At 60.5% G+C, this 18,888-nt stretch carries 18 protein-coding genes and 1 pseudogene; 15 read left to right on the plus strand and 4 right to left on the minus strand.

Features of this window, described 5'->3' with window-relative positions; translation table 11 throughout:
- Window positions 1-196: 196 nt before the first annotated feature.
- Both ACM6I0_RS10780 and ACM6I0_RS10785 read left to right on the plus strand, forming a co-directional pair.
- A pseudogene (locus ACM6I0_RS10780) lies at window positions 197-736 on the plus strand (methyl-accepting chemotaxis protein); the annotation flags it as partial.
- A 98-nt stretch (window positions 737-834) separates the two neighbouring features.
- Window positions 835-2,340: an MFS transporter gene (locus ACM6I0_RS10785; RefSeq protein ID WP_285434998.1), complete on the plus strand. Its 1,506-nt coding sequence runs from the start codon at window positions 835-837 to the stop codon at window positions 2,338-2,340.
- 42 nt (window positions 2,341-2,382) lie between these two features.
- Here ACM6I0_RS10785 and ACM6I0_RS10790 read toward each other — a convergent pair whose 3' ends face one another.
- The 3 genes from ACM6I0_RS10790 to ACM6I0_RS10800 form a co-directional block, all read right to left on the minus strand.
- Complete coding sequence (locus tag ACM6I0_RS10790) at window positions 2,383-3,831, minus strand: APC family permease (protein WP_285435000.1); 1,449 nt, start codon at window positions 3,829-3,831, stop codon at window positions 2,383-2,385.
- A 167-nt stretch (window positions 3,832-3,998) separates the two neighbouring features.
- Entirely contained in the window at window positions 3,999-4,739 is a 741-nt protein-coding gene (locus ACM6I0_RS10795) for an IclR family transcriptional regulator (protein ID WP_414922228.1), read from the minus strand.
- Between the two features lie 60 nt (window positions 4,740-4,799).
- Window positions 4,800-5,774 (minus strand): helix-turn-helix domain-containing protein, encoded by a 975-nt coding sequence (locus ACM6I0_RS10800; RefSeq protein WP_285435002.1) that lies wholly within the window; start codon window positions 5,772-5,774, stop codon window positions 4,800-4,802.
- A 217-nt stretch (window positions 5,775-5,991) separates the two neighbouring features.
- On the opposite strand from ACM6I0_RS10800, the gene ACM6I0_RS10805 reads away from it, so the two are divergent.
- From ACM6I0_RS10805 to ACM6I0_RS10820, 4 genes are all read left to right on the plus strand, one after another.
- A complete protein-coding gene (locus tag ACM6I0_RS10805) occupies window positions 5,992-7,368 on the plus strand; it encodes an aspartate aminotransferase family protein (RefSeq protein WP_285435003.1) in 1,377 nt (458 codons plus the stop codon).
- Between the two features lie 29 nt (window positions 7,369-7,397).
- On the plus strand, window positions 7,398-8,852 hold the full coding sequence (locus ACM6I0_RS10810) for an aldehyde dehydrogenase family protein (protein ID WP_285435004.1): 1,455 nt from the start codon (window positions 7,398-7,400) through the stop codon (window positions 8,850-8,852).
- 107 nt (window positions 8,853-8,959) lie between these two features.
- Window positions 8,960-9,523 carry a cytochrome b gene (locus tag ACM6I0_RS10815; RefSeq protein ID WP_285435005.1) on the plus strand — a complete coding sequence of 188 codons (564 nt, stop codon included), beginning with the start codon at window positions 8,960-8,962 and terminating at the stop codon, window positions 9,521-9,523.
- Between the two features lie 231 nt (window positions 9,524-9,754).
- Window positions 9,755-10,078 (plus strand): DUF190 domain-containing protein, encoded by a 324-nt coding sequence (locus ACM6I0_RS10820; RefSeq protein ID WP_285435006.1) that lies wholly within the window; start codon window positions 9,755-9,757, stop codon window positions 10,076-10,078.
- 120 nt (window positions 10,079-10,198) lie between these two features.
- On the opposite strand, the gene ACM6I0_RS10825 is transcribed toward ACM6I0_RS10820, so the two are convergent.
- Window positions 10,199-11,536, minus strand: coding sequence for a hypothetical protein (locus tag ACM6I0_RS10825; protein ID WP_285435007.1), 1,338 nt, complete (start codon window positions 11,534-11,536; stop codon window positions 10,199-10,201).
- Between the two features lie 238 nt (window positions 11,537-11,774).
- Here ACM6I0_RS10825 and ACM6I0_RS10830 point away from each other — a divergent pair, with 238 nt between their 5' ends.
- The 9 genes from ACM6I0_RS10830 (at window position 11,775) to ACM6I0_RS10870 (ending at window position 18,879) form a co-directional block, all read left to right on the plus strand.
- On the plus strand, window positions 11,775-12,167 hold the full coding sequence (locus ACM6I0_RS10830; protein ID WP_285435008.1) for a DUF6152 family protein: 393 nt from the start codon (window positions 11,775-11,777) through the stop codon (window positions 12,165-12,167).
- A 72-nt stretch (window positions 12,168-12,239) separates the two neighbouring features.
- Window positions 12,240-13,022 carry a hypothetical protein gene (locus tag ACM6I0_RS10835; RefSeq protein WP_285435009.1) on the plus strand — a complete coding sequence of 261 codons (783 nt, stop codon included), beginning with the start codon at window positions 12,240-12,242 and terminating at the stop codon, window positions 13,020-13,022.
- 33 nt (window positions 13,023-13,055) lie between these two features.
- Window positions 13,056-14,564, plus strand: coding sequence for an alpha/beta hydrolase domain-containing protein (locus ACM6I0_RS10840; RefSeq protein ID WP_285435010.1), 1,509 nt, complete (start codon window positions 13,056-13,058; stop codon window positions 14,562-14,564).
- A gap of 21 nt (window positions 14,565-14,585) precedes the next feature.
- Window positions 14,586-15,074, plus strand: a complete 489-nt coding sequence (locus ACM6I0_RS10845) for a DUF6644 family protein (RefSeq protein ID WP_285435011.1) — start codon at window positions 14,586-14,588, stop codon at window positions 15,072-15,074.
- Window positions 15,075-15,106: 32 nt separating this feature from the next.
- Complete coding sequence (locus ACM6I0_RS10850) at window positions 15,107-15,595, plus strand: DUF6644 family protein (protein WP_285435012.1); 489 nt, start codon at window positions 15,107-15,109, stop codon at window positions 15,593-15,595.
- The gene (locus ACM6I0_RS10855) at window positions 15,595-16,344 is read left to right on the plus strand and encodes a DUF6162 family protein (protein ID WP_414922229.1); all 750 of its coding nucleotides are present in this window, start codon (window positions 15,595-15,597) and stop codon (window positions 16,342-16,344) included. Before ACM6I0_RS10850 ends, ACM6I0_RS10855 begins: the two co-directional genes overlap by 1 nt.
- Window positions 16,341-17,273 carry a metal ABC transporter solute-binding protein, Zn/Mn family gene (locus ACM6I0_RS10860; protein ID WP_285435014.1) on the plus strand — a complete coding sequence of 311 codons (933 nt, stop codon included), beginning with the start codon at window positions 16,341-16,343 and terminating at the stop codon, window positions 17,271-17,273. The genes ACM6I0_RS10855 and ACM6I0_RS10860 overlap by 4 nt, the downstream gene beginning before the upstream one ends.
- Window positions 17,270-17,974 (plus strand): metal ABC transporter ATP-binding protein, encoded by a 705-nt coding sequence (locus ACM6I0_RS10865; protein WP_414922230.1) that lies wholly within the window; start codon window positions 17,270-17,272, stop codon window positions 17,972-17,974. The genes ACM6I0_RS10860 and ACM6I0_RS10865 overlap by 4 nt, the downstream gene beginning before the upstream one ends.
- The gene (locus tag ACM6I0_RS10870) at window positions 17,974-18,879 is read left to right on the plus strand and encodes a metal ABC transporter permease (RefSeq protein WP_285435016.1); all 906 of its coding nucleotides are present in this window, start codon (window positions 17,974-17,976) and stop codon (window positions 18,877-18,879) included. The genes ACM6I0_RS10865 and ACM6I0_RS10870 overlap by 1 nt, the downstream gene beginning before the upstream one ends.
- Window positions 18,880-18,888 lie beyond the last annotated feature (9 nt).

Consider the following 18,888-nt stretch of genomic DNA (forward strand, 5'->3'; position numbering starts at 1 on the left):
GGTGGAGTTGGCCGCGACCGCGCTGCACGAAATGAGCGCCAGCGCCCAGGAAGTGGCGCGTCACTCCCACGGCGCCGCCGACGCCGCGACAGCTGCCGAAAACGCGAGCCGATCAGGTCAAGCGGTGTTCTCCACCACCGAGCGCAGCATCGAAAGCCTCGATCAGCGTCTGGACACCACCCTCAAGCAAGTGCATGCCCTCGCCGATAGCAGCAACCAGATTGGCCAGGTGCTGGACGTCATCAGCACCATCGCGCAGCAGACCAACTTGTTGGCATTGAATGCGGCCATCGAAGCGGCCAGAGCGGGCGAACAGGGGCGCGGCTTCGCGGTGGTGGCCGATGAAGTCAGGCACCTGGCCAGCAACACCCAGAGTTCGGTCGAACAGGTCCGCACGGTAATAGAGATGCTGCAGCACTTGAGCCAGGAGGTGGTGCACAGCACCCAACTGAGCCGCGAACAAGCCAGCAGCAGCGTGATTCAGGTGCAACAGACCCGTACAGCGCTGGAGAATATTTCCCAGGCCGTGGATGTGATCGAACAGATGAACCAGCAGATTGCGAGCGCGGCCCTGGAGCAAAGCACGGTCGTGGAAGATATCAGCCATCGTGTCAGTGACATTCGCGGCATCAGCGAAACACTGACCAAGCGGATGAGCGATGCCTCAAGGGCCAGTGACTCGCTCCATGAAATGGCCAACCATCAACAACAGCTTGTAGGTCACTTCCGTGTGTAATCGGACACCGCCGGCTATCTGACAACTGCCTGCCGGTGCTGAAATCTTGAATGGATTGCAGTTGCCGGCTTCCTGCCATCCATTCTCGAGCCCCGCCCATGATTCCCCCGCGACGCTGGCTGATCCTGGCCGTTATTTCCAGCGCATTGCTGCTGATCGTCATTGATATGACGGTGCTGTACACCGCGCTGCCGACACTCACCCGTGAGCTCAATGCCTCGTCTTCGCAAAAGCTCTGGATCATCAACATCTATGCATTGATCGCTGCCGGGTTGCTGCTGGGCATGGGCACACTCGGTGACCGCCTCGGGCACAAACGCCTGTTTATCGGCGGACTGGGTGTGTTTGGCCTGTTCTCCTTGATCGCGGCCTTCTCGCCATCTGCCAGTGTATTGATCGGTGCCCGTGGCTTTCTGGCCGTCGGCGCGGCGATGATGATGCCGGCTACATTGGCCATCGTGCGGGTGACGTTTACCGACGAGCGCGAACAAGCCATGGCGTTTGGCATCTGGGCATCAGTTGCCTCAGGGGGTGCCGCGTTCGGCCCGGTGGTGGGCGGCCTGTTGCTGGAGCATTTCTGGTGGGGTTCGGTGTTTCTGATCAACGTGCCCATTGTGCTGGTGGCGTTGGCCCTTGGCGCGGTGTTGATTCCGAATCACCCGGGGGATGCGCAAAGACGATGGGATGGGTTGGGCTCGCTGCAAGTCATGATCGGGTTGATCAGCCTGGCGTATGCCGTCAAGGAACTCGGTAAACGGGCGCCCTCCTTCGATGGAATGCTGGTGGCTGTCGTCCTGGGTGCGCTATGCCTGACGCTGTTCATTCGACGCCAACGTCGTGCCGCACAGCCGATGCTCGATCTCGCGCTGTTCACAACACCGGGCTTCAGAAATGCCGTCATTTCAGCGGTCGTGTCGGCCGCTGCGCTGATCGGCATGGAGCTGGTGTTCAGCCAACGCCTGCAACTGGTACTCGGCATGTCACCGCTGGAGGCAGCACTGTTCATCCTCCCGCTGCCACTGGGTTCCTTTATCGCAGGTCCGCTTGCCGGCTACTACCTGCCGCGACTGGGCAACCAGCGGATGCTGTTCTGGACGTTGCTGCTTTCGTCGGTGGCGATGCTGGCCTATCTGTTGCTGTACAACGCGGCGGTGTCCCTGCAAATCGCCAGCCTTGCGCTGTTGGGCCTGACGATTGGCGCGGCCCTGACCGCCTCGTCCAGCACCATCATGCTCAGCGTGCCCGCCGATAAAGCCGGCATGGCCGCTTCCATCGAGGAAGTGTCCTTTGAACTGGGCGGTGCTGTGGGTGTAACCCTTGCGGGCAGCCTGTTATCGGCGATTTATGAGTATTCAACGGGCTTGGTGATTCCGTCGTGGCTGACCCGAAACCCCACGGCATTCGAGAGTCTCGACGACGCGCTGGTCGTCGCCGAGACGTTGTCACCCGAAGGCAGCGCGATGCTGACCGCTTTCGCCCGTGCGGCGTTCGATGCAGGCTTTGTTGCCGTGCTGGCAGTGTCGGCAGTCCTGCTGTTGATCGCATCGCTGCTGGTCATGCTGAGCAAACAAGCGCAACCGCGCGAGGTCACAGATCGTCCTTGATAAGCAAAGCGCGGTTTCAGTTGAACGGTTGCGCATGGAGCCTCAAAGCTTATGGCTACCCAATGCCCGATAGCGCTCCGGCGATGCCTTGCGAAGTCGAGCCGCCAGAAACACGCCACCCAGCAGGGCCGCGGGAATGATGGCGCACAGACCGTACGACAAAGCCTTGCTGGCGCCCGTCAACACATCGAAATGCACCACCGCGAGGACCAGGACCGCCAACAGGGCAACACAAGAAAAACCGGGGAAAATCCGCCCACGCCAGATCCCCACCTTGAGTTCCGGATGACCTCGAAAAAAGAACAACACCGCAGCGGAAGTCAGCGCCATCAGCAAAATCACACACAGCGTGGCCAAGTTGGACAGCCAGGCAAACAGCTGCAGGATCGGATCGGCATCCATGGCGGCGAACACCAGCACAACCACGGCAGAGATAAGGCTCTGCAACGCCGAGCCCATATGGGGACTTTGGTGAACGCGATGGGTTGTACCCAAGCGGTGCGGCAACAGGCCGTCACGCCCAATGGCGTAGAAGTAACGGGCCGCAGCGTTATGAAAGGCCAGCAGGCCGGCATAGATACTGACCATGAACAGCACGCGGATAATCTGCGTGAGGTAAGGGCCGACAAAGTGGTCGGACATGCCATAGATAAATGTCGTGGGATCCTGCAAGGCCTGCAGCATCGGCACGATCTTGTCCGCGCCTACACCCACCACCATCGACCACACCGACAGCGCGTAGAAACCACCGATCAGCAACACCGAGCAGTAGGTGGCAATCGGAATGGTACGCTGCGGGTTCTTGGCTTCTTCGCCGTAAATGGTCGTGGCCTCGAAGCCGATAAACGCCGCGAAGCAGAACAGCAAGCCGATTGACGGAGTGCCGCTAAACACATGACTGCGATCAAACGAGTCAAAATTGATGCCGCTGTCGCCGCCGGATTTGAGGATGGCAAAATCCAGGATCAGAATCGCCAGGTACTCGGCAATCACCATCACCGACAGTACCCGCGCCGACAGGTCAATCTTGCGATACCCCAGAATCGCGATGCTCGCCATCGCCATCAATGAGTAAGACCACCACGGCATCACCAGACCGAACATGCTTTCCATGGTGCCGCTGACGACCCCACCGAACATGCCATACAGCCCGACCTGAAGAATGTTATAGGCAAACATCGCCAACACCCCGGCTGCGCCACCTGCCAGGCCACCCAGACCGCGGGAGGTGAATGCATAAAAGCCGCCGGCATTGGTCAGGTGGCGGGACATGGTGGTGTAGCCCACTGAAAACGCCAGCAACACCAGCAACGCCAGGATCAGCAGCGCCGGCGTACCCGCGCCATTGCCCAGCATGATGCCAATCGGGAAGCCACCGGCGATGACACTTAACGGGCTCGCCGCCGACACCACGAAAAAGATGATGAAGCCGATACCCAAGGCACCACGTTTCAACTCCGTCGAACTGTTGATCGGGATAGATACACTCATGTTTTTGACCTTATTGTATGAGGCAGTCGCTGTAGGATCGGTGCAGACAGCCGCTCACCGTCACCGATAGATGTCGCACGCTGGATTCGATCCTATGCCTCACCGTGAACGCCCCGGTATCCCAAATCGGTAACCTGTTCCGCCATGACCTGACGCCCTCCCTGTCCTCACTGCAAGGCCAGACGCGCCGTTAGCTGCGACGCCGCACCGGTCACCAGGTCGCACAGATAGCGCTGCTGAAACGCATTGAACCGTTCACTGAGCCCAACGAGGGTCATGCTTCCGAGCACTCGACGCTTTTCGTCGAAAATCGGCGCCGCGACGCCACTGCGCCCCGGGTACAGCTCACTTTCGCTGATGCAGTAGCCTTGTTTGCGAATGGCAAGCAGGCTCTTGATGAACGGCTTCCACTCCAGCCCCAGACTCTGCAATTGGGATGGGTTCGCATGAGCGTCGTAGACGCGCCGGATCTGACGCGGTAGCAGATAAGCCAGTACGACGCGGGAGGTCGCACTGTGAAAAAGATCGATCGGCCTCCCCCTGCCGCCACCGGCCGGGCCGGCATCGGAGCCACGCTGGATCAGGACGTTGACCACAGAATCGCCATGCCACTCGCTGACCAGCGCATCCAGGCCGGTGTCGGCGACCAGCTTTTCGACCAGGTCACGGCTGCAGGCCAGCAACGGATCGTAGTTCGTCATCAGATGCTCGAGCGTGAAAATTCGCGGGCCGAGTGCGTAGCCGCGCGGCAATCGCTTCAACAGTCCCGCATCGCCGAGTTCGCGCAAATAACGATAGGCGGTGGCGGGCGTGTAGCCGAGCTCGCGGCAAATGATGTCCACATCAATGATCGGCTGTTCCGGGCGGAACAGGTCGAAGACCATGAGCAGACGGCGAACGCTATTCATCTTTTCTACATCCTTGTGGAGCCGACAGTCGCCCCGCCACACAGTGCCGAGGGTGAATGTTCAGGCGCGAGCGCAGGCGGCGATGGCCGCGCGCGGGGTATGGGACGGCAACTCTGCGAACAGCTCCTGGTACTCCGCCGCAAAATGACTGAGGTGAAAGAAGCCCCATTGGGCAGCGGCATCGCCAATCGAAAGTTGCGAGGCGCGGGTGGACATCAAGGTGCGGCGTACACCGTTGAGCCTCACCGAGCGCAAGTAATTGAGTGGCGTCGTCTCGGCAACCGCGCGAAAGCTGTTCTGCACGGTACGACGACTGACCTGGAGTCGCTGGCACAACTCGATCACGCTGGGCACGTCGATCATCTCTGAGGTCGCCAGACGGTGGCATTTCTCGACAATGAAGCTTCGCGTGGAGCTTGTGGTGCGTTGTTGCTTGTCGCAGGCCGGGTCGGTCATGAGTTGCAGCAACTCGCCGAGCATCGCCTGCTCAAACGCCAGCTCCCGCTCCCGATCTCGCGTGCTGTCGAGTTCTTCGTACACCAGGGCCTGGGAGAACATCGCCAGCAATCGGCGACGTGCGTCTGCAAAGCGCGGCGCGGAAACCCTGATCACCGGCTGACGCAACAATTGGCTGACCTCTTTCGCCGAAGCCGTTTGCGCCAACGCCTGCTCGAACAACTCACGCTCGAAAGTGATGGACAGCAACTCCATGCCCATCGGCATATGGAACATGAACTCCTCGCCACCTTGAAGAAAAAACAGGCTGCTATCGTCCGCCTCTCGCCCTTGCATCCGAATCGAACCCGGGGTGGTGATCGGCACTGCAAAGCACATCTTGCCTCGGGGAGCCACGCCGTGCTGCACGACACGCTGGTTGATCTGCTCGAGAAAGACGTGGACACCCGCCGTCGACAACTGCATCAGCGAACTCTCGGTCGAGCCTGCGGTTAACTGACTGTAGTCCTGGTTCCACTCCTGGACGGTGGCCGCATGGGCATGGACGTCGCTGAAATGGCTGATAGTCTGATTTTTCATGATGTCGAAAGCCTCTGCCAATATTCTTGTTTTTAGATCGCCATCCCTTGCGATATTCGCACATAGTAAAAATTCTGCATATTTGTTTGTGGCATCTCAAATTCACTGCTGGAAGATGCGTTCAGGGCGGCTCACCCATGTGCCAATTCGGGCTACCGGCCCCAGGCACGCCACGGAGATGATCAGCACACTTAAATCGACATGCAGTGAGAACGTCATGAGTGAAGCCAAACTTGAATCCCTCCACTTCGCGGATGCCCCGCGGATTACCTCCACCGTACTTCCCGGCCCGAAAACCAGCGAGGCCCTGGCGCTGTCGGCGCGTACCGAGTCGATGGCACGCGGCGGCGGACGCATGCCCGTCGCGATGGACCGTGCCTTCGGCGCTACCTTCAAGGACCCGGATGGCAACACTTACATCGACCTGTCCGCCGGCGTGGGCGTCAGCAGCGTAGGCCGCTGCCATCCGAAGGTGGTGCAGGCGATCCGAGAACAGTCCGAAGTGCTGATGCATGCCCTGGAAGTCAACAGTACCCGGCGCACTGAACTGGCAGCCAAGCTCTCCGAGATCGCGCCCGACGGCTTGCGTGGCGACTGCATCACCTTCTTCACGCAAAGCGGCAGCGATGCGCTGGAAGCCGCCATCAAGTTTGCCAAGCGCATCACCGGGCGGCACCAGATCGTCGCCTTTCATGGAGGCTACCACGGCGTGTGGAACGCTTCGGGTTCTCTGACGACAGGTACGGCCTACCGCAAGGGCTACGGTGCGCAGATGGGCGGGGTCATTCACGCCCCCTACCCTTATGCTTACCGCTTCCCTTTCGACACCACGCACAAAAGCGCCGAGCAAATCGCCGGTGAATACGTGGACTACCTGTTGAACACCCCCTACACCGCCGCCGATGACGTGGCTGCCGTGATTGTGGAACCGGTGCAGGGCGAAGGCGGCTACGTGCCCCCCTCGGCAGAATTCCTGCAGCTGTTGCGCAAGGCATGCGACCGCAGCGGTACGCTGCTGATCGTCGATGAAGTGCAATCCGGCGCAGGGCGCACCGGCAAGATGTGGGCGGTCGAGCACTCAGGCGTCAAGCCAGACATGCTCACGTTCGGCAAGGGCATCGGCAGCGACCTGCCAATGGCGGGCCTGATCATGCGTTCAGACCTGGCGGCGGCGATTCCTGACGGATCGATGCCCAATACCTTCGCCGCCAACTCGTTGTCCGCCGCGGTGGCGCTGACCAACATCAGCATCCTGCAGGACCCGGAGCTCGATCTGATCAACCGCGCTCATACGCTGGGACTGGACGCTCAGGAATATATCCGTGGCTTCAACAGCCGGTTTGTCGCTGAAGTCCGCGGCCGCGGCCTGATGATCGGTATCGAGCTGGTCGAAGACCCCGTCACCAAGGCCCCCCTGGCGCCCGAAAAAATCGGCCAGCTCATGGGCTACCTGCTGAACCACGGCGTGCTGATGATTCCCTGCGGTCGCTACAGCAACGTGATGCGAGTCATGCCCTCGCTGACGATCTCGCGCGCGCTGTTCTTCAAGGCACTGGACATCTTCGGCGATGCCCTGGCTTCCCTTGAGGCGTGACCTGACCACATCACTTATGGACCACAAAAATGACTGAGCACTTGAATCACTTCATCGAAGGCGCGACCTTCGAAGCCTCCGACGGCCGTCGCATAGACCTCATCAACCCCGTGACAGAACAGGTGTACGGCAGCTCCGCACGGGGCACGGTTGAGGACGTGGACCGCGCGGTGGCGGCTGCGCACCGTCAACTTGAGGGTGGCGCCTGGAGCCAGCTCGACGGCGCCCAGCGCAGCCGACTGCTATCGAAACTCGCTGACCTGGTTGAACGCGACAGCGAATTGCTGGCCGATCTGGACGCCAACGCCATCGGGCGCTCCCCCATCGAGCCGCGCCGGATGGACTTACCCAACGCGATCGCCAATCTGCGCGCCGCTGCCGGCTGGGCCAACCAGTTGGAAGGTCGCACCATTCCCACAGGTGGCTACTTCGGCACCAAGACCCTTTCGTACACGGTACGCGAGCCCGTGGGTGTGGTCGGCGCCATCGTCCCCTGGAATTCGCCGCTGATGATCACCGTCTGGAAGCTTGCCGCGTTGCTGGCAGCAGGCTGCACCGTGGTCATCAAGCCTTCGGAAGAGACGCCGCAGTCTGCCCTGCACCTGGCAGCACTGGCTCAGGAAGCGGGCTTCCCGGACGGCGTGATCAACGTGGTCACCGGCTACGGCAATGAGGTGGGTCGCGCTTTGTGCGTACACCCGCACGTTGCCAAGATCAGCTTCACCGGCAGCCCCGAGGCCGGGCGCGAAATCCAGCGCACCGCCGGCGTGTTGTTTAAGCGCGTGGCATTGGAGCTGGGCGGCAAGAGTCCGCAGATTGTTTTCGACGACGCCTCTTTCGACGACGCACTGCGCGGCTGTGCACTTGGCCTGTTCGCCAACCAGGGCCAGGTCTGTGCCGCTGGCTCGCGCATCCTGGTCCACCGCAGCATCGCCGATCGCTTTGGCGCGGCGCTTGCCGATGCGGCGCAGTCAGTCAATGTGGGTGACCCTCGCCAGCCCGGCGTACAGATGGGACCGGTGGCCAAGAAAGCGCAATTCGATCGCGTTAACCGATATATCCAACTGGGGATCGACCAAGGCGCCTCGCTATTGGCCGGCGGTGTATCGACGCCTGAGCGTGGCTGGTTTGTGCGACCGACGATCTTCACCAACGCCAACAACACCATGGCGATCGCCCAGGACGAAATCTTCGGCCCCGTCGGCACGCTGATCACGTTCGACAGCGAAGAGGAAGCCATCGCACTGGCCAACGACTCCAGCTACGGCCTGGCGGCCACGGTCTGGACGACCGACCTGGTGCGAGCGCACCGGGTAGCCGCTGCGGTGAAGGCCGGTGCCGTGGGTATCAACTGCTGGAGCCCGCTGGACGCTAACCTGCCCTGGGGCGGCATAAAGACCAGCGGTATCGGCCGTGAAGGCGGGTTTGCCGGCGCGGTGGCCTACACCGAGGAGAAAGTCATCACCGTGCTGTTGCCTTCCTGAGCACAAAACCTGTCCTGACCGAACCACCCTCCGGGCCCCGTGCCGTGGAGGGTGACCGTTCAAAAGTGCATCCCTGATGCCGTTGAAAAATCACTGGAGAGACTGCGATGAACCCGATAGATCAACAGACAACCGATCGGTATCCGACGTCCCTGCGAATCTTGCACTGGGTGCGCGCCGCGCTCATCGCAGGCCTGCTCTGGGCAGGCTGGCATATGACCGGTCTGAATGACGAAGTGGCGAGCAAGTACGAGCTCTATTACCCGTGGCACAAATCCTTTGGCGTGTTGATGTTTCTGGTTGTCCTGACCCAGATCGCCCTGCGTTTTCGGACTCCCGTGCTTCCGCAGCCGCTGGAAACGCTGGCGAGCTATGAAAAGTTCCTGTCAAGGCTTACGCAGCGTGTCATGTATGCGCTTATCGTGATCGTGCCGTTGATGGGGTATTCAATGTCGAGCACCTACACGATGAGCGACGGGGTGTTCTTTTTTGGGGTCAACCTGCCGGAACTCCTTCCGAAAAATGACAATTGGTTCGTCGTCTTCCAATGGCTGCACAAAGTATTGGCCTACACCCTGCTCGGACTGATCCTGTTGCATGTCGCGGGCGCCCTGAAACACCGGTTTTTAGACCGCGACCCTCGAAACGATGTCCTGCGCCGCATGCTGTGACTTGATGAGGCGTGGGCGCAAGACGTCCACGCCTTGATGGATCTGACTTCCGGTAGCGCCACTTGCGCACGGGGTTCTTGAAGTCGTCAGTTCTGTTGTGCTTACCTGATACCCGTCTGGCCCAGGTCTGACGAGGTGATACCCTCACGCTGAAATCACTCGTTGTTATCACCGTTGGCGCTGCCGGGCTTCTGTCCTGCCAATTCATTGGCATGCGATGAGGAGATGAAAATGAAAGGCTTTCTCCTGATTTTCTTTACTCAACAGAACCGTCGTTATCAGGGAAAGATGCTTGGCGAATGGATCGTCGATGTGGCCAAAGAGATGGGGCTGCGAGGTGCGACTCTGTCGACAGCTATCGAGGGTTTTGGACACACCGGTCGACTGCACTCTTCGCATTTTTTTGAACTCGCGGATCAGCCTACGGAAATTCGCATGGCTATCACCGAGGATGAATCCGAAAAGTTGCTCAAGAGGCTGGATGCTGAGGAGATCTCTGTGTTTTACATAAAGACCCCCATCGAGATGGGCTTCGTCGGAAAAAAAGCCACTTGACGGGCCCCTCCTCGATCGCCTGTTGCCTGGCGACCTCACCTCCAGAGTGCGCCACCGCCGGTGGCGCCCCTGATCAAGATACCGACAACAAACCTTCGTTGTTACGGCGCAATCGGCGACTCAGAAAGCCACCCACACGATGAACTGGAAGTAAGTGTTGGTTGATGCGCTCCCGCTCTGCAGACCACCGTCCCCGAGCCACTTCTGGGGCGTATACAAGCCGATCAGCGGCGAGATTGTGACGTTATCCGTCACCATCCAATCCAGAAAAAGATCGACCTCGCGCGCAGTGAAGTCCTGCTCATGCGTACGGGAGAGCTGGTGGTAGTTGAAGGCCATGGCGTTAAGGGTCAATTTATCGGTCGGCTTGACTGAGAGGAGCACGTCGTTGATCGCCATGTTTGAGGTCACCGAACCTGCGTAATTGGCGGCGACTTCACCTTGGAATCGCTTGCGAAAACCTCCCTGGAACAGAAAGTCGTAACCTTCGGAATAGCGCGAATATCGATAGCTCACCGTCGGTTGCCATTGGGTGTCGGCAAAGGTGTAGCCCGCTTCGAAGAACATCGCCCGCTGTGAGCCTGAACGTTTTTCCTGACGTGCCACCTCAAACGCAAAGTCGGCATTCTCGATCCCGGCATTGCCCTGCCCACGAATGCTGTAGATGTTCATGCCCTTGCGCTCAAGCCGATCACCAAAGGCAAATCGCTCGTCAACATCGAGGCCGTGCACGTACGTCGAACCGATCGAGCCGATGGGCGTCGTGTAGTCGAGGGTGGCGCCAGCCACTTCAGTCTTCGACTGCCCGGGGTTGTCGGATTTGAGCCATATCAGGCTACTGTGAAGGCCCTGCGTACCACCCAGCTTCAAGACTGCCGTATGCGCGAACGCCAGCCGCGGTCCAAGGTAGAAGGCGCCGCCACGATTGAACCGGCCATCCGCAACGCCCGGGATAGGATTGAAACCCTTCCCGGGGGCGAACCCGTCATCGGTGATCAGGAAGCCGTCCACCGTAACGAGCTGTCGGCCAAAAGAGAAATCAACGCCGTCCTTGCCCAGTGCTGGAATCAGATCACCTGACTTCCAGCCCAGGTAGGCGTCTTCCACCGCCGTTCTTCTTTCATCCCCGACGGTGAGCCCTCCCGCGTCCCCATCGCCAAATGACCCCGTGCTGATCCAGCTGAGCCCGCCATAGATCGAGCCGGCAGTGATCTTATCGGTCGTGCCGTTGAGACCGTATTTGGCGAAGCCTTCTTGCCACCGCATCCTGCCGGGCTCCCTCTCAGGGTCGGCGATGTAGTTCTTCTCGCTGCCGAACCAGCCAAACGCCGCCGACAGGTCGGCATTCAGGACGGTTGCTCCATCGTCTTCGTTATAGAGCTGATAGGCGTGTGCCTGCGGCTCAAAGGTACAGAGTGCAACCAGCGAAAGTAATGGGGCGTAACTGAGGGTGCGCATGACGTCTCTCCTGTTTTTATATTTATGAGGCGAGCCGCGAGTGTTCAGGCTTGGGTTGCCCAAGCGGTAACCCAAATCAGCACTTTCAAGGGGCTGGCCGCCCGCCTCTTCGCGCGATATCTCCTGCACTGAAAAGCACCCTCCGGTGCCTTTAATGGTTGCCGTTTTGGGCTACGGCCTCTGAACGCAACGCCCCTATGCTGGGCCCATAAGAACCATAAGAACCGAGGCACCCGTCATGACCCCCTTGTCACACTCCCCGTTATTACGTCAGGGGCTTTGTCTTCTGACCCTCTTCGCCTGCAGTGCCCTGGCACCTATCGCCAGTGCCCACCATTCGTTCGCCCTTTTCGATCAGACCCAGACGGTCTCGATCAAGGGTGTCGTTGAGCGCTTTGCCTGGACCAATCCCCACATCACGATTTACGTCGATACACCCGGCCCACCCGCCCAGCGATTCAAGATCGAAACGGGCAGTGTCAACGCGTTACAGCGCACGGGCTGGACCGCTGAGTCGATCAAGGCCGGCGAGAGTGCCGAGGTGTCCTTCAAACCGTTGAAAAACGGTGAGCCGGGTGGGCTGCTCGTGGAAATCAAGATCGGAGACGTCGTACTCACGGGCGGCGGATAGGAAGCCCCTTCCCGGCATCCTGAAGACCTCACCGACCAGACCAGACCAGACCAGCAGCGTGGAGACGTTTCAATGAAACCGACACGAACCTTGAACACGGCAATGATCGTCCTGGGCATCGCCCTCGTGACGGTCGCCGGGATGTGCAACGCCGCGACACCTTCCAAACCTCTTAGCGACAAACACAGCGTCAGCGCGCGCCCCGACATCAGCGGCACCTGGGAACGAACCCCGGACGACTGGTTCGGTGAGAACCCGGACAACCCGGTGCACCCGGGCGGACCGATGGACCTGAAGGCGCCCTATGCCGACGAATACGTCGCGCTGAAGAAGAAAGAAGCCGTGGCGAACGAGGCCGGAACGCCGTTGGCCACAACGAGCTCCAGATGCCTGCCCGAGGGAATGCCGACGATGATGGCGGCGCTTTTTCCGATCCAGATCATTCACGACGACAAGCAAGTGATTGTTCTCGGTGAGTATCTCCAGCAGGTCCGCCGGATTCTCTTGAACCAAGCGATGCCTCCAAAAGAGACCCTGGACCCTAAATATCAAGGCCATTCACGCGGCCATTGGGAAGGCGACACGCTCGTCGTGGAAACACAACGGGTGCGAACGGACGTGAGTTTCTACGACGTTCCGCACGGCAAGGACATGAAGATCACCGAACGCATCAGGCTGACGGCGCCGGATCACCTGGAGAACCAGGTCGTGATCGAGGATCCGCAAGTGCTCAAGGCACCGTATCGCTTCACGTTCGACTACAAGCGGTCCAGCTACGCCATTCAAGAGTACGTCTGCGAGAACAACCAGATCGTGATCGACAGCGAGGGCAAGGCATCCCTCAGCCTCGAGTGACGGCCTCATCAATCGCCAACTGGAGCTGACCGAATGGAACGACTGACAACCCTCAGCCTCCTGCGGCCGACGCTGAAAAGCGTCCTGCTGTCGCTGCTCCTCTCGTCGAACTCATTCGCCGAGATGCCCCGCATGCCCACGGCCATTCCCGTGCCGCCTTCCGGCAAGCTACCGCTGTCGTCGGCCAAACGCCCGGGAACCGAATACAGCGACCTCGACAAGTACGGCTATATCGAGGAAGAGTTTTACCTGCAAGGCGTCGCCCCGGCCATTACCGCCTCGGGCAAAACCCTGTTGGAGGCGCCTTACACCACCCGCATTCTGGTGCGCAAACCGGCTGACCCCGCACGCTTCAATGGCACGGTCGTGATCGAGCCGTTCAGCTGGTTCGGCGAGCGCGCCGCGGGTTGGATCCTGACCCGCGACTACTTGCTACGTCGCGGCTATGCGTACGTCGGGTACACGCTCAATGTAAACAAGCCGCCAGTCGACCCCAAGTTCATCTCGGACACCCCGGCGGCCGAGGCCGATCAGATCGCTCAGTACGGACGGATCGTGAACTTCGAGTTCATGCGCCGCTTCGACTTTGCACGCTACGCGCCGCTGGGCAGCTATTACGACCCGCAACACTTCACCCGCGGCGAAGGTCCCGATCCGTTCGCTCCACAGTCCCAGGGCATCGGCGCGCAACTGGCGTTGTTGCTGAAAACCAAAGCGGCGCAAAGCCCGTTGGCAGGACTCGACGTGCAACGTGTCTATGTCAATAGCTGGGCCGTGACCGCGCAAGTCTGGATGGACTACCTCGACCAGGGCCGGCACCAGCAGTGGCGCATGCCCGACGCAAGGCCGCTGATCGATGCCTACATGACCGGCCGCATGGCCTACGGAGAGGTGGGCGGCGACGTCATCCGGCTGCCGCGCCAGACGCCCGACGGCGTGCCGTTCGTGACCGTCTACAGCCAGTCCGAACTGATGCATGACGTGATCGAAGGCATCAACCTGCCGCCGGACACCGACAGCCCGCAGGTTCGTTACTACGAAGTGACCGGCATGCCGCACCTGCGGCTGGCCGACCTCGGTACGGAACATACCGAACTGTTCGCTGCCGACGTCGGCAAAGGTGACGACCCACGGTGCCGGACGCTGTACGACGAACCGGCGGAGCTGGTCGTATCCTCGCTTCTGGATCGCATGGACCAATGGGTACGCAACGGCAAACCCATGCCGAATGCTCCGCGGGTCGCCCGCGATGGCAAGACCGCCGCGCGTGATCCCGTTAGCGGCAACTTGCAAGGGGGCGTACGTCCGCCGTGGATTCAGGTGCCCAGTGCGACCTACCTCACTGACCAGGAGACCGGTTGCGGCCTGATCTACGACACCAAGGTGCCTTACTCCAAGGAAGTACTTGCCCAGCGTTATGGAAGCTTCAGCAACTACGAACAGAGATTCGAAGACGCCAAAGCCCTTTCGATCAAGGAAGGGTACTTACTGCCAGAAGATGCGGCGGGCCTGCATCCGATCGCAACACCTCAAGACTTCTAACCCCATGTGGAAGAAAAGCAGATGTCATCATCACTGATCATTGGCTGGATCTATGCGTCACCTTTAAGCACAACCATCAGGGACATTCTCTGGGTCATACCCACCGTCCAGAGCATTCATATCCTGGCCATCACCGTGCTCTTCGGCTCTGCGGTGATCTCCGATCTTCGGCTGGCGGGTGTGTTCGCCACTGACGAGCCATTGCGCGGCGTCGTGCGCCGTTACTACCCGTGGATGCGCAATGCGCTCCTCGTCCTGCTCTTCACGGGACTGATCATGATCATCGCCGAGCCTGACCGCGTTCTCGTCAACTCGACCTTCTGGCTGAAGATGGCCCTGGTCGTGAGTGCGTTCACATTGACCTCGCTTTTACGGCGTCCCCTGCTGCGCCCTGCCGACGATGCCAAACGTGTTGGCGAGCCTCGTCTCGTCAAGGCGTTAGCCTGGCTGTCGATCGGTTTGTGGTGCGTCGTCATCATCTGCGGCCGCTGGATCGCCTACGCGATCTAAGCGTTTTCAACGAAAGCTCCCAGGTATTCGCCATGGACATTCAACCCCTGCTGCAAGCCCTACAGGACACCTCTGTCGCCACCTTCATCCGAGAGTCCGGCTCCGCTTTTCCAACCCTTGAATCGGTGCATGTGATCGGCATTGCCCTTGTGTTCGGCACCATCGCCGTCGTCGATTTGCGGCTGCTTGGCGTTGCCTCCCATCGCCGCAGTGCGCTACGGCTGATACAAGACCTGCTGCCGTTCACCTGGGTCGCGTTCGTGGCTTGCGTGATCACCGGCCTGCTCATGTTCGCCGCCAATGCCACGACCTATGCCGAGAACACTGCCTTCTTGTGCAAGATGGGCGTGTTAATGCTGGCGGGGCTCAACATGGGGGTATTCCATTTGGGCGTCTTTCGCCGCATTGCCGAATGGGACACGACGCGAGTGCCTCCCAGCCAGGCGCGTGTCGCGGGGTTCAGTTCGTTGGCATTGTGGGCGGGCGTGGTATTCCTCGGCCGCTGGATCGCGTTTCTCTGATGGCTCCTCTATCGCCACGTCGCGCATCCGGCGCAGATAGGCCCAGCGATCACGCAAAGGTCGTACGCCCGGTATCCGGCCGATGGGAATCGCTGGCACTGTTGCTCGCGGTCCTGGCAGTCATCGCCAGCGTGGCAGGATATATAACGCTGCGACCCCAGAAAGCCGGCCCACCGACACCCTTGAGCTGGCAAGTACGTTCCTTCGATGGCCTGGGTCAAGTCGATCAGGCCATCCACAGCGCGCTGCTGCCTGCCGGTGAAGAAATCATCTGGTTCAACAACGACACCGGCGGCTGGATCACGCTGGAGCGTGCGCAGAAAATTTTGCTGCCGCCTTTCTACCGTGACGCCTTCTGGAAGACCAATGGCGAGGTGCAGTGGCAATTGATTCTGCCCGGCACTCACCAGCCGCATGCCGCTTCCGGCGACGAGCACGCCGACGCGCCTGTCACCCCGCCGGACCAGACTGCCAACAAGGTGTCGCAAGCCACCCAGGGCCAGGGCGCTACGGTCTATTACGGCTCAGCCGGCCGCGCGCCGGGCCAGAGCGCCTACCTGCTCGTCATCGGTCACGCGCATGCCGGAGTCATGTGGGCCAACCAAGCGACGATCTGGATCCACCGCAACCCGAACGCGCCCTACCCTGGCATCGTCAAGCCCGAGTCGCTGGTCGGCGATGGCTGGCGCCAGGTCATCCCCTACGACGGTGCCAGCGAAGTCGAACGCGTAAAAGGAACTCAGCCATGACCGTTTCTACGAAACACCGCGCACTGTGGCGCCGATGCATCGCGCTATTGCTGCTGATACCCGCCATCGCACTTGCAGGCACCACACCCTCTTCAGGCAAGAAGCTAAAAATCGGCGTCACGCTGCATCCCTACTACAGCTTCGTGGCAAACATCGTCGGTGATCGGGCAGAGGTCGTTGCGCTCATTCCAGCCGAGGCCAATCCACACAACTATCAGCCGCAGCCCGATGACATCACCCGCGCGATGAACATCGATGTCCTGGTCGTCAACGGCATCGGACACGATGAATGGGCCTTTCAGATCATCAAGGCCGCCGGCCGTGGGGCGAACCTGCCGATTATCCAGGCCAATGCTTCGGTTGCGCTTATCCCTATCGGTGGTGACCAAGGCGACGCCAAGGTGGTCAATCCGCATACCTTCGTATCCACCACGGCAGCGATACAGCAGGTCTTCGAAATCACTCGCCGGCTGGGCGAACTGGACCCGGACAACGCTGCGGCGTATCGACAAAACGCTCTGGCGTATGCCGCGCGTATCCGCGAGCTGAGGGCTGGCTTCATGACCCGCTTCGCCGCGCTGGATTTGTCTTCGTTCCGGTGCGCGACAACGCACGCTGGCTACGACTACATGATGCAGGAGTTCGGCCTGTTCGTGAGCGCCGTGATCGAGCCGCGTCACGGCGTCGCGCCGACTGCGCGCCAGTTGGCCAACACCATCGACGCGATCAAGAAGGCCAATGTGCGTGTGCTTTTCGCCGAGAAGAATTTTTCCCTCGACCTCGCCAAGCCTATCGAGGCAGCCACCGGCGTGAAGGTTTTCGCGCTGTCTCACATCACCGGCGATACCTATAGCCCGGACGAATTCGAGGTGGCGATGCGCGAAAACCTCGAGACCTTGGCCGAAGCCGTCGAGTTTACGCAGCGATGAACGCGATGAAGGAGGAACAAGCGATGCGCGGCCCCGCCATTGTGTTCGACAACGTCTCCCTGCAATTGGGAGGCACCCAAGTGCTCGACAAGGTGAGTTTCCGAGTAGAAGCCGGTGCGCTGCACTGCCTGGTAGGCCCGAACGGCGGCGGCAAGACTTCACTGGTGCGCGCACTGCTGGGCCAGATGCCGCATTCGGGGACGGTCCGGTTCGAGGGCGAGGTCACGACGCCGATGGGGTATGTCCCGCAATTGCCGGACTTCGACCGCAACGTGCCGATGACGGTCAACGACATCATGGCCCTTCTCGGCCAACGCAGGCCGGCCTTCCTGGGCTCAAGCCGATCCGCCAAGGCGGCCAATGCCCAGGCGCTGGAGCGCACCGGCGTGGCCGGAATAGGCGCAAAACCGTTTGGCAGCCTGTCCGGTGGCCAGCGTCAGCGAGTGCTGCTGGCTCAGGCGATCAGCCCGGCGCCCTGGCTGCTGATCCTCGACGAACCCACCGCCGGCATCGACGAACCGGGCGTGCGCCTGGTGGAGGCACTGGTGGCGGAGCTGAACAGCCGCGGCGTCACCATCCTCTGGATCAACCATGACCTGGAACAGGTCAGGCGCATCGCGCAATCCATGACCGTTATCAACCGGCGGGTGCTGTTTCATGGCCCGCCCGACCAGGTCGCCTACCCGCTGGAGGGTAACTAATGAGCGCCCTGTATGAATTGATTCGCAACCAGCTGCAGGCGCTCGCCGCGAGTGGCATCTTGCCGCAGCCGTTCGAGTACGAGTTCGTGATCAATGCGCTGCTTTGCGCGCTGCTCATCGGGCCGCTGCTGGGTGTGCTGGGTTCGATGGTGATGATCAAGCGCATGGCATTCTTCAGTCAGTCCGTCGGCAATGCGGCGATGACCGGCGTGGCCATCGGCGTGCTGATCGGCGAGTCCTACACCTCCCCCTACTTCTCAATGTTCGGCTTCTGCCTGCTGTTCGCCCTGACGCTGAAGTACACGCAGCACCGCACCACGCTGGCTAATGACACGCTGATCGGTGTGTTCTTGTCCATCTCGCTGGCGGTCGGGGCGTCGTTGTTGCTGTTCGTGTCGGCGAAGATCAACACGCACGTGATGGAAAGCGTGCTGTTCGGTTCCATCCTGGCGGTCGACTACACCGACATGAACGTGCTGCTTGTGGTAACGGCGACGTGTGCTCTGCTCGGACTGCCGCTGTACAACGGCATGCTGCTGGCCAGCCTCAATCCGAGCCTGGCGCATGCTCGCGGTGTGCGCGTGCGAAGCGTCGAATACCTGTTTGTCGTATTGGTCACGCTGGTGACGGTCGCCTGCCTGAAGATCATCGGCGCCGTGCTCGTCGAAGCCCTTCTGCTCATTCCGGCGGCGGCGGCACGCAACATCAGCCGTTCGCTCCCGGGACTGGTCGTGCGCGCCATCCTGATTGCGACGTTTTCCTGCGTGGTCGGCATCCTGGCCCCCATGCAATTCCACATCCCCGTGCCAACGGGCGGCGCCATCGTGATCGTCGCTGCATTGGTGTTCCTCATCACCACCGTGATCCGCGCTACGGCGTCCCGGTTCAGAGGTGCCAGCGTATGAAAAGGCTTT

The sequence above is a fragment of the Pseudomonas sp. IT-P294 genome, from assembly GCF_949767865.1.
Taxonomy (GTDB): Bacteria; Pseudomonadota; Gammaproteobacteria; order Pseudomonadales; family Pseudomonadaceae; genus Aquipseudomonas.

Excerpts from the sequence above, each read along its gene's own strand:
- ACM6I0_RS10785 (WP_285434998.1), top strand. The coding sequence starts at position 835 with ATGATTCCCCCGCGACGCTGGCTGATCCTGGCCGTTATTTCCAGCGCA.
- ACM6I0_RS10790 (WP_285435000.1), bottom strand. The coding sequence starts at position 3,831 with ATGAGTGTATCTATCCCGATCAACAGTTCGACGGAGTTGAAACGTGGT.
- ACM6I0_RS10795 (WP_414922228.1), bottom strand. The coding sequence starts at position 4,739 with ATGAATAGCGTTCGCCGTCTGCTCATGGTCTTCGACCTGTTCCGCCCG.
- ACM6I0_RS10800 (WP_285435002.1), bottom strand. The coding sequence starts at position 5,774 with ATGAAAAATCAGACTATCAGCCATTTCAGCGACGTCCATGCCCATGCG.
- ACM6I0_RS10805 (WP_285435003.1), top strand. The coding sequence starts at position 5,992 with ATGAGTGAAGCCAAACTTGAATCCCTCCACTTCGCGGATGCCCCGCGG.
- ACM6I0_RS10810 (WP_285435004.1), top strand. The coding sequence starts at position 7,398 with ATGACTGAGCACTTGAATCACTTCATCGAAGGCGCGACCTTCGAAGCC.
- ACM6I0_RS10815 (WP_285435005.1), top strand. The coding sequence starts at position 8,960 with ATGAACCCGATAGATCAACAGACAACCGATCGGTATCCGACGTCCCTG.
- ACM6I0_RS10820 (WP_285435006.1), top strand. The coding sequence starts at position 9,755 with ATGAAAGGCTTTCTCCTGATTTTCTTTACTCAACAGAACCGTCGTTAT.
- ACM6I0_RS10825 (WP_285435007.1), bottom strand. The coding sequence starts at position 11,536 with ATGCGCACCCTCAGTTACGCCCCATTACTTTCGCTGGTTGCACTCTGT.
- ACM6I0_RS10830 (WP_285435008.1), top strand. The coding sequence starts at position 11,775 with ATGACCCCCTTGTCACACTCCCCGTTATTACGTCAGGGGCTTTGTCTT.
- ACM6I0_RS10835 (WP_285435009.1), top strand. The coding sequence starts at position 12,240 with ATGAAACCGACACGAACCTTGAACACGGCAATGATCGTCCTGGGCATC.
- ACM6I0_RS10840 (WP_285435010.1), top strand. The coding sequence starts at position 13,056 with ATGGAACGACTGACAACCCTCAGCCTCCTGCGGCCGACGCTGAAAAGC.
- ACM6I0_RS10845 (WP_285435011.1), top strand. The coding sequence starts at position 14,586 with ATGTCATCATCACTGATCATTGGCTGGATCTATGCGTCACCTTTAAGC.
- ACM6I0_RS10850 (WP_285435012.1), top strand. The coding sequence starts at position 15,107 with ATGGACATTCAACCCCTGCTGCAAGCCCTACAGGACACCTCTGTCGCC.
- ACM6I0_RS10855 (WP_414922229.1), top strand. The coding sequence starts at position 15,595 with ATGGCTCCTCTATCGCCACGTCGCGCATCCGGCGCAGATAGGCCCAGC.
- ACM6I0_RS10860 (WP_285435014.1), top strand. The coding sequence starts at position 16,341 with ATGACCGTTTCTACGAAACACCGCGCACTGTGGCGCCGATGCATCGCG.
- ACM6I0_RS10865 (WP_414922230.1), top strand. The coding sequence starts at position 17,270 with ATGAACGCGATGAAGGAGGAACAAGCGATGCGCGGCCCCGCCATTGTG.
- ACM6I0_RS10870 (WP_285435016.1), top strand. The coding sequence starts at position 17,974 with ATGAGCGCCCTGTATGAATTGATTCGCAACCAGCTGCAGGCGCTCGCC.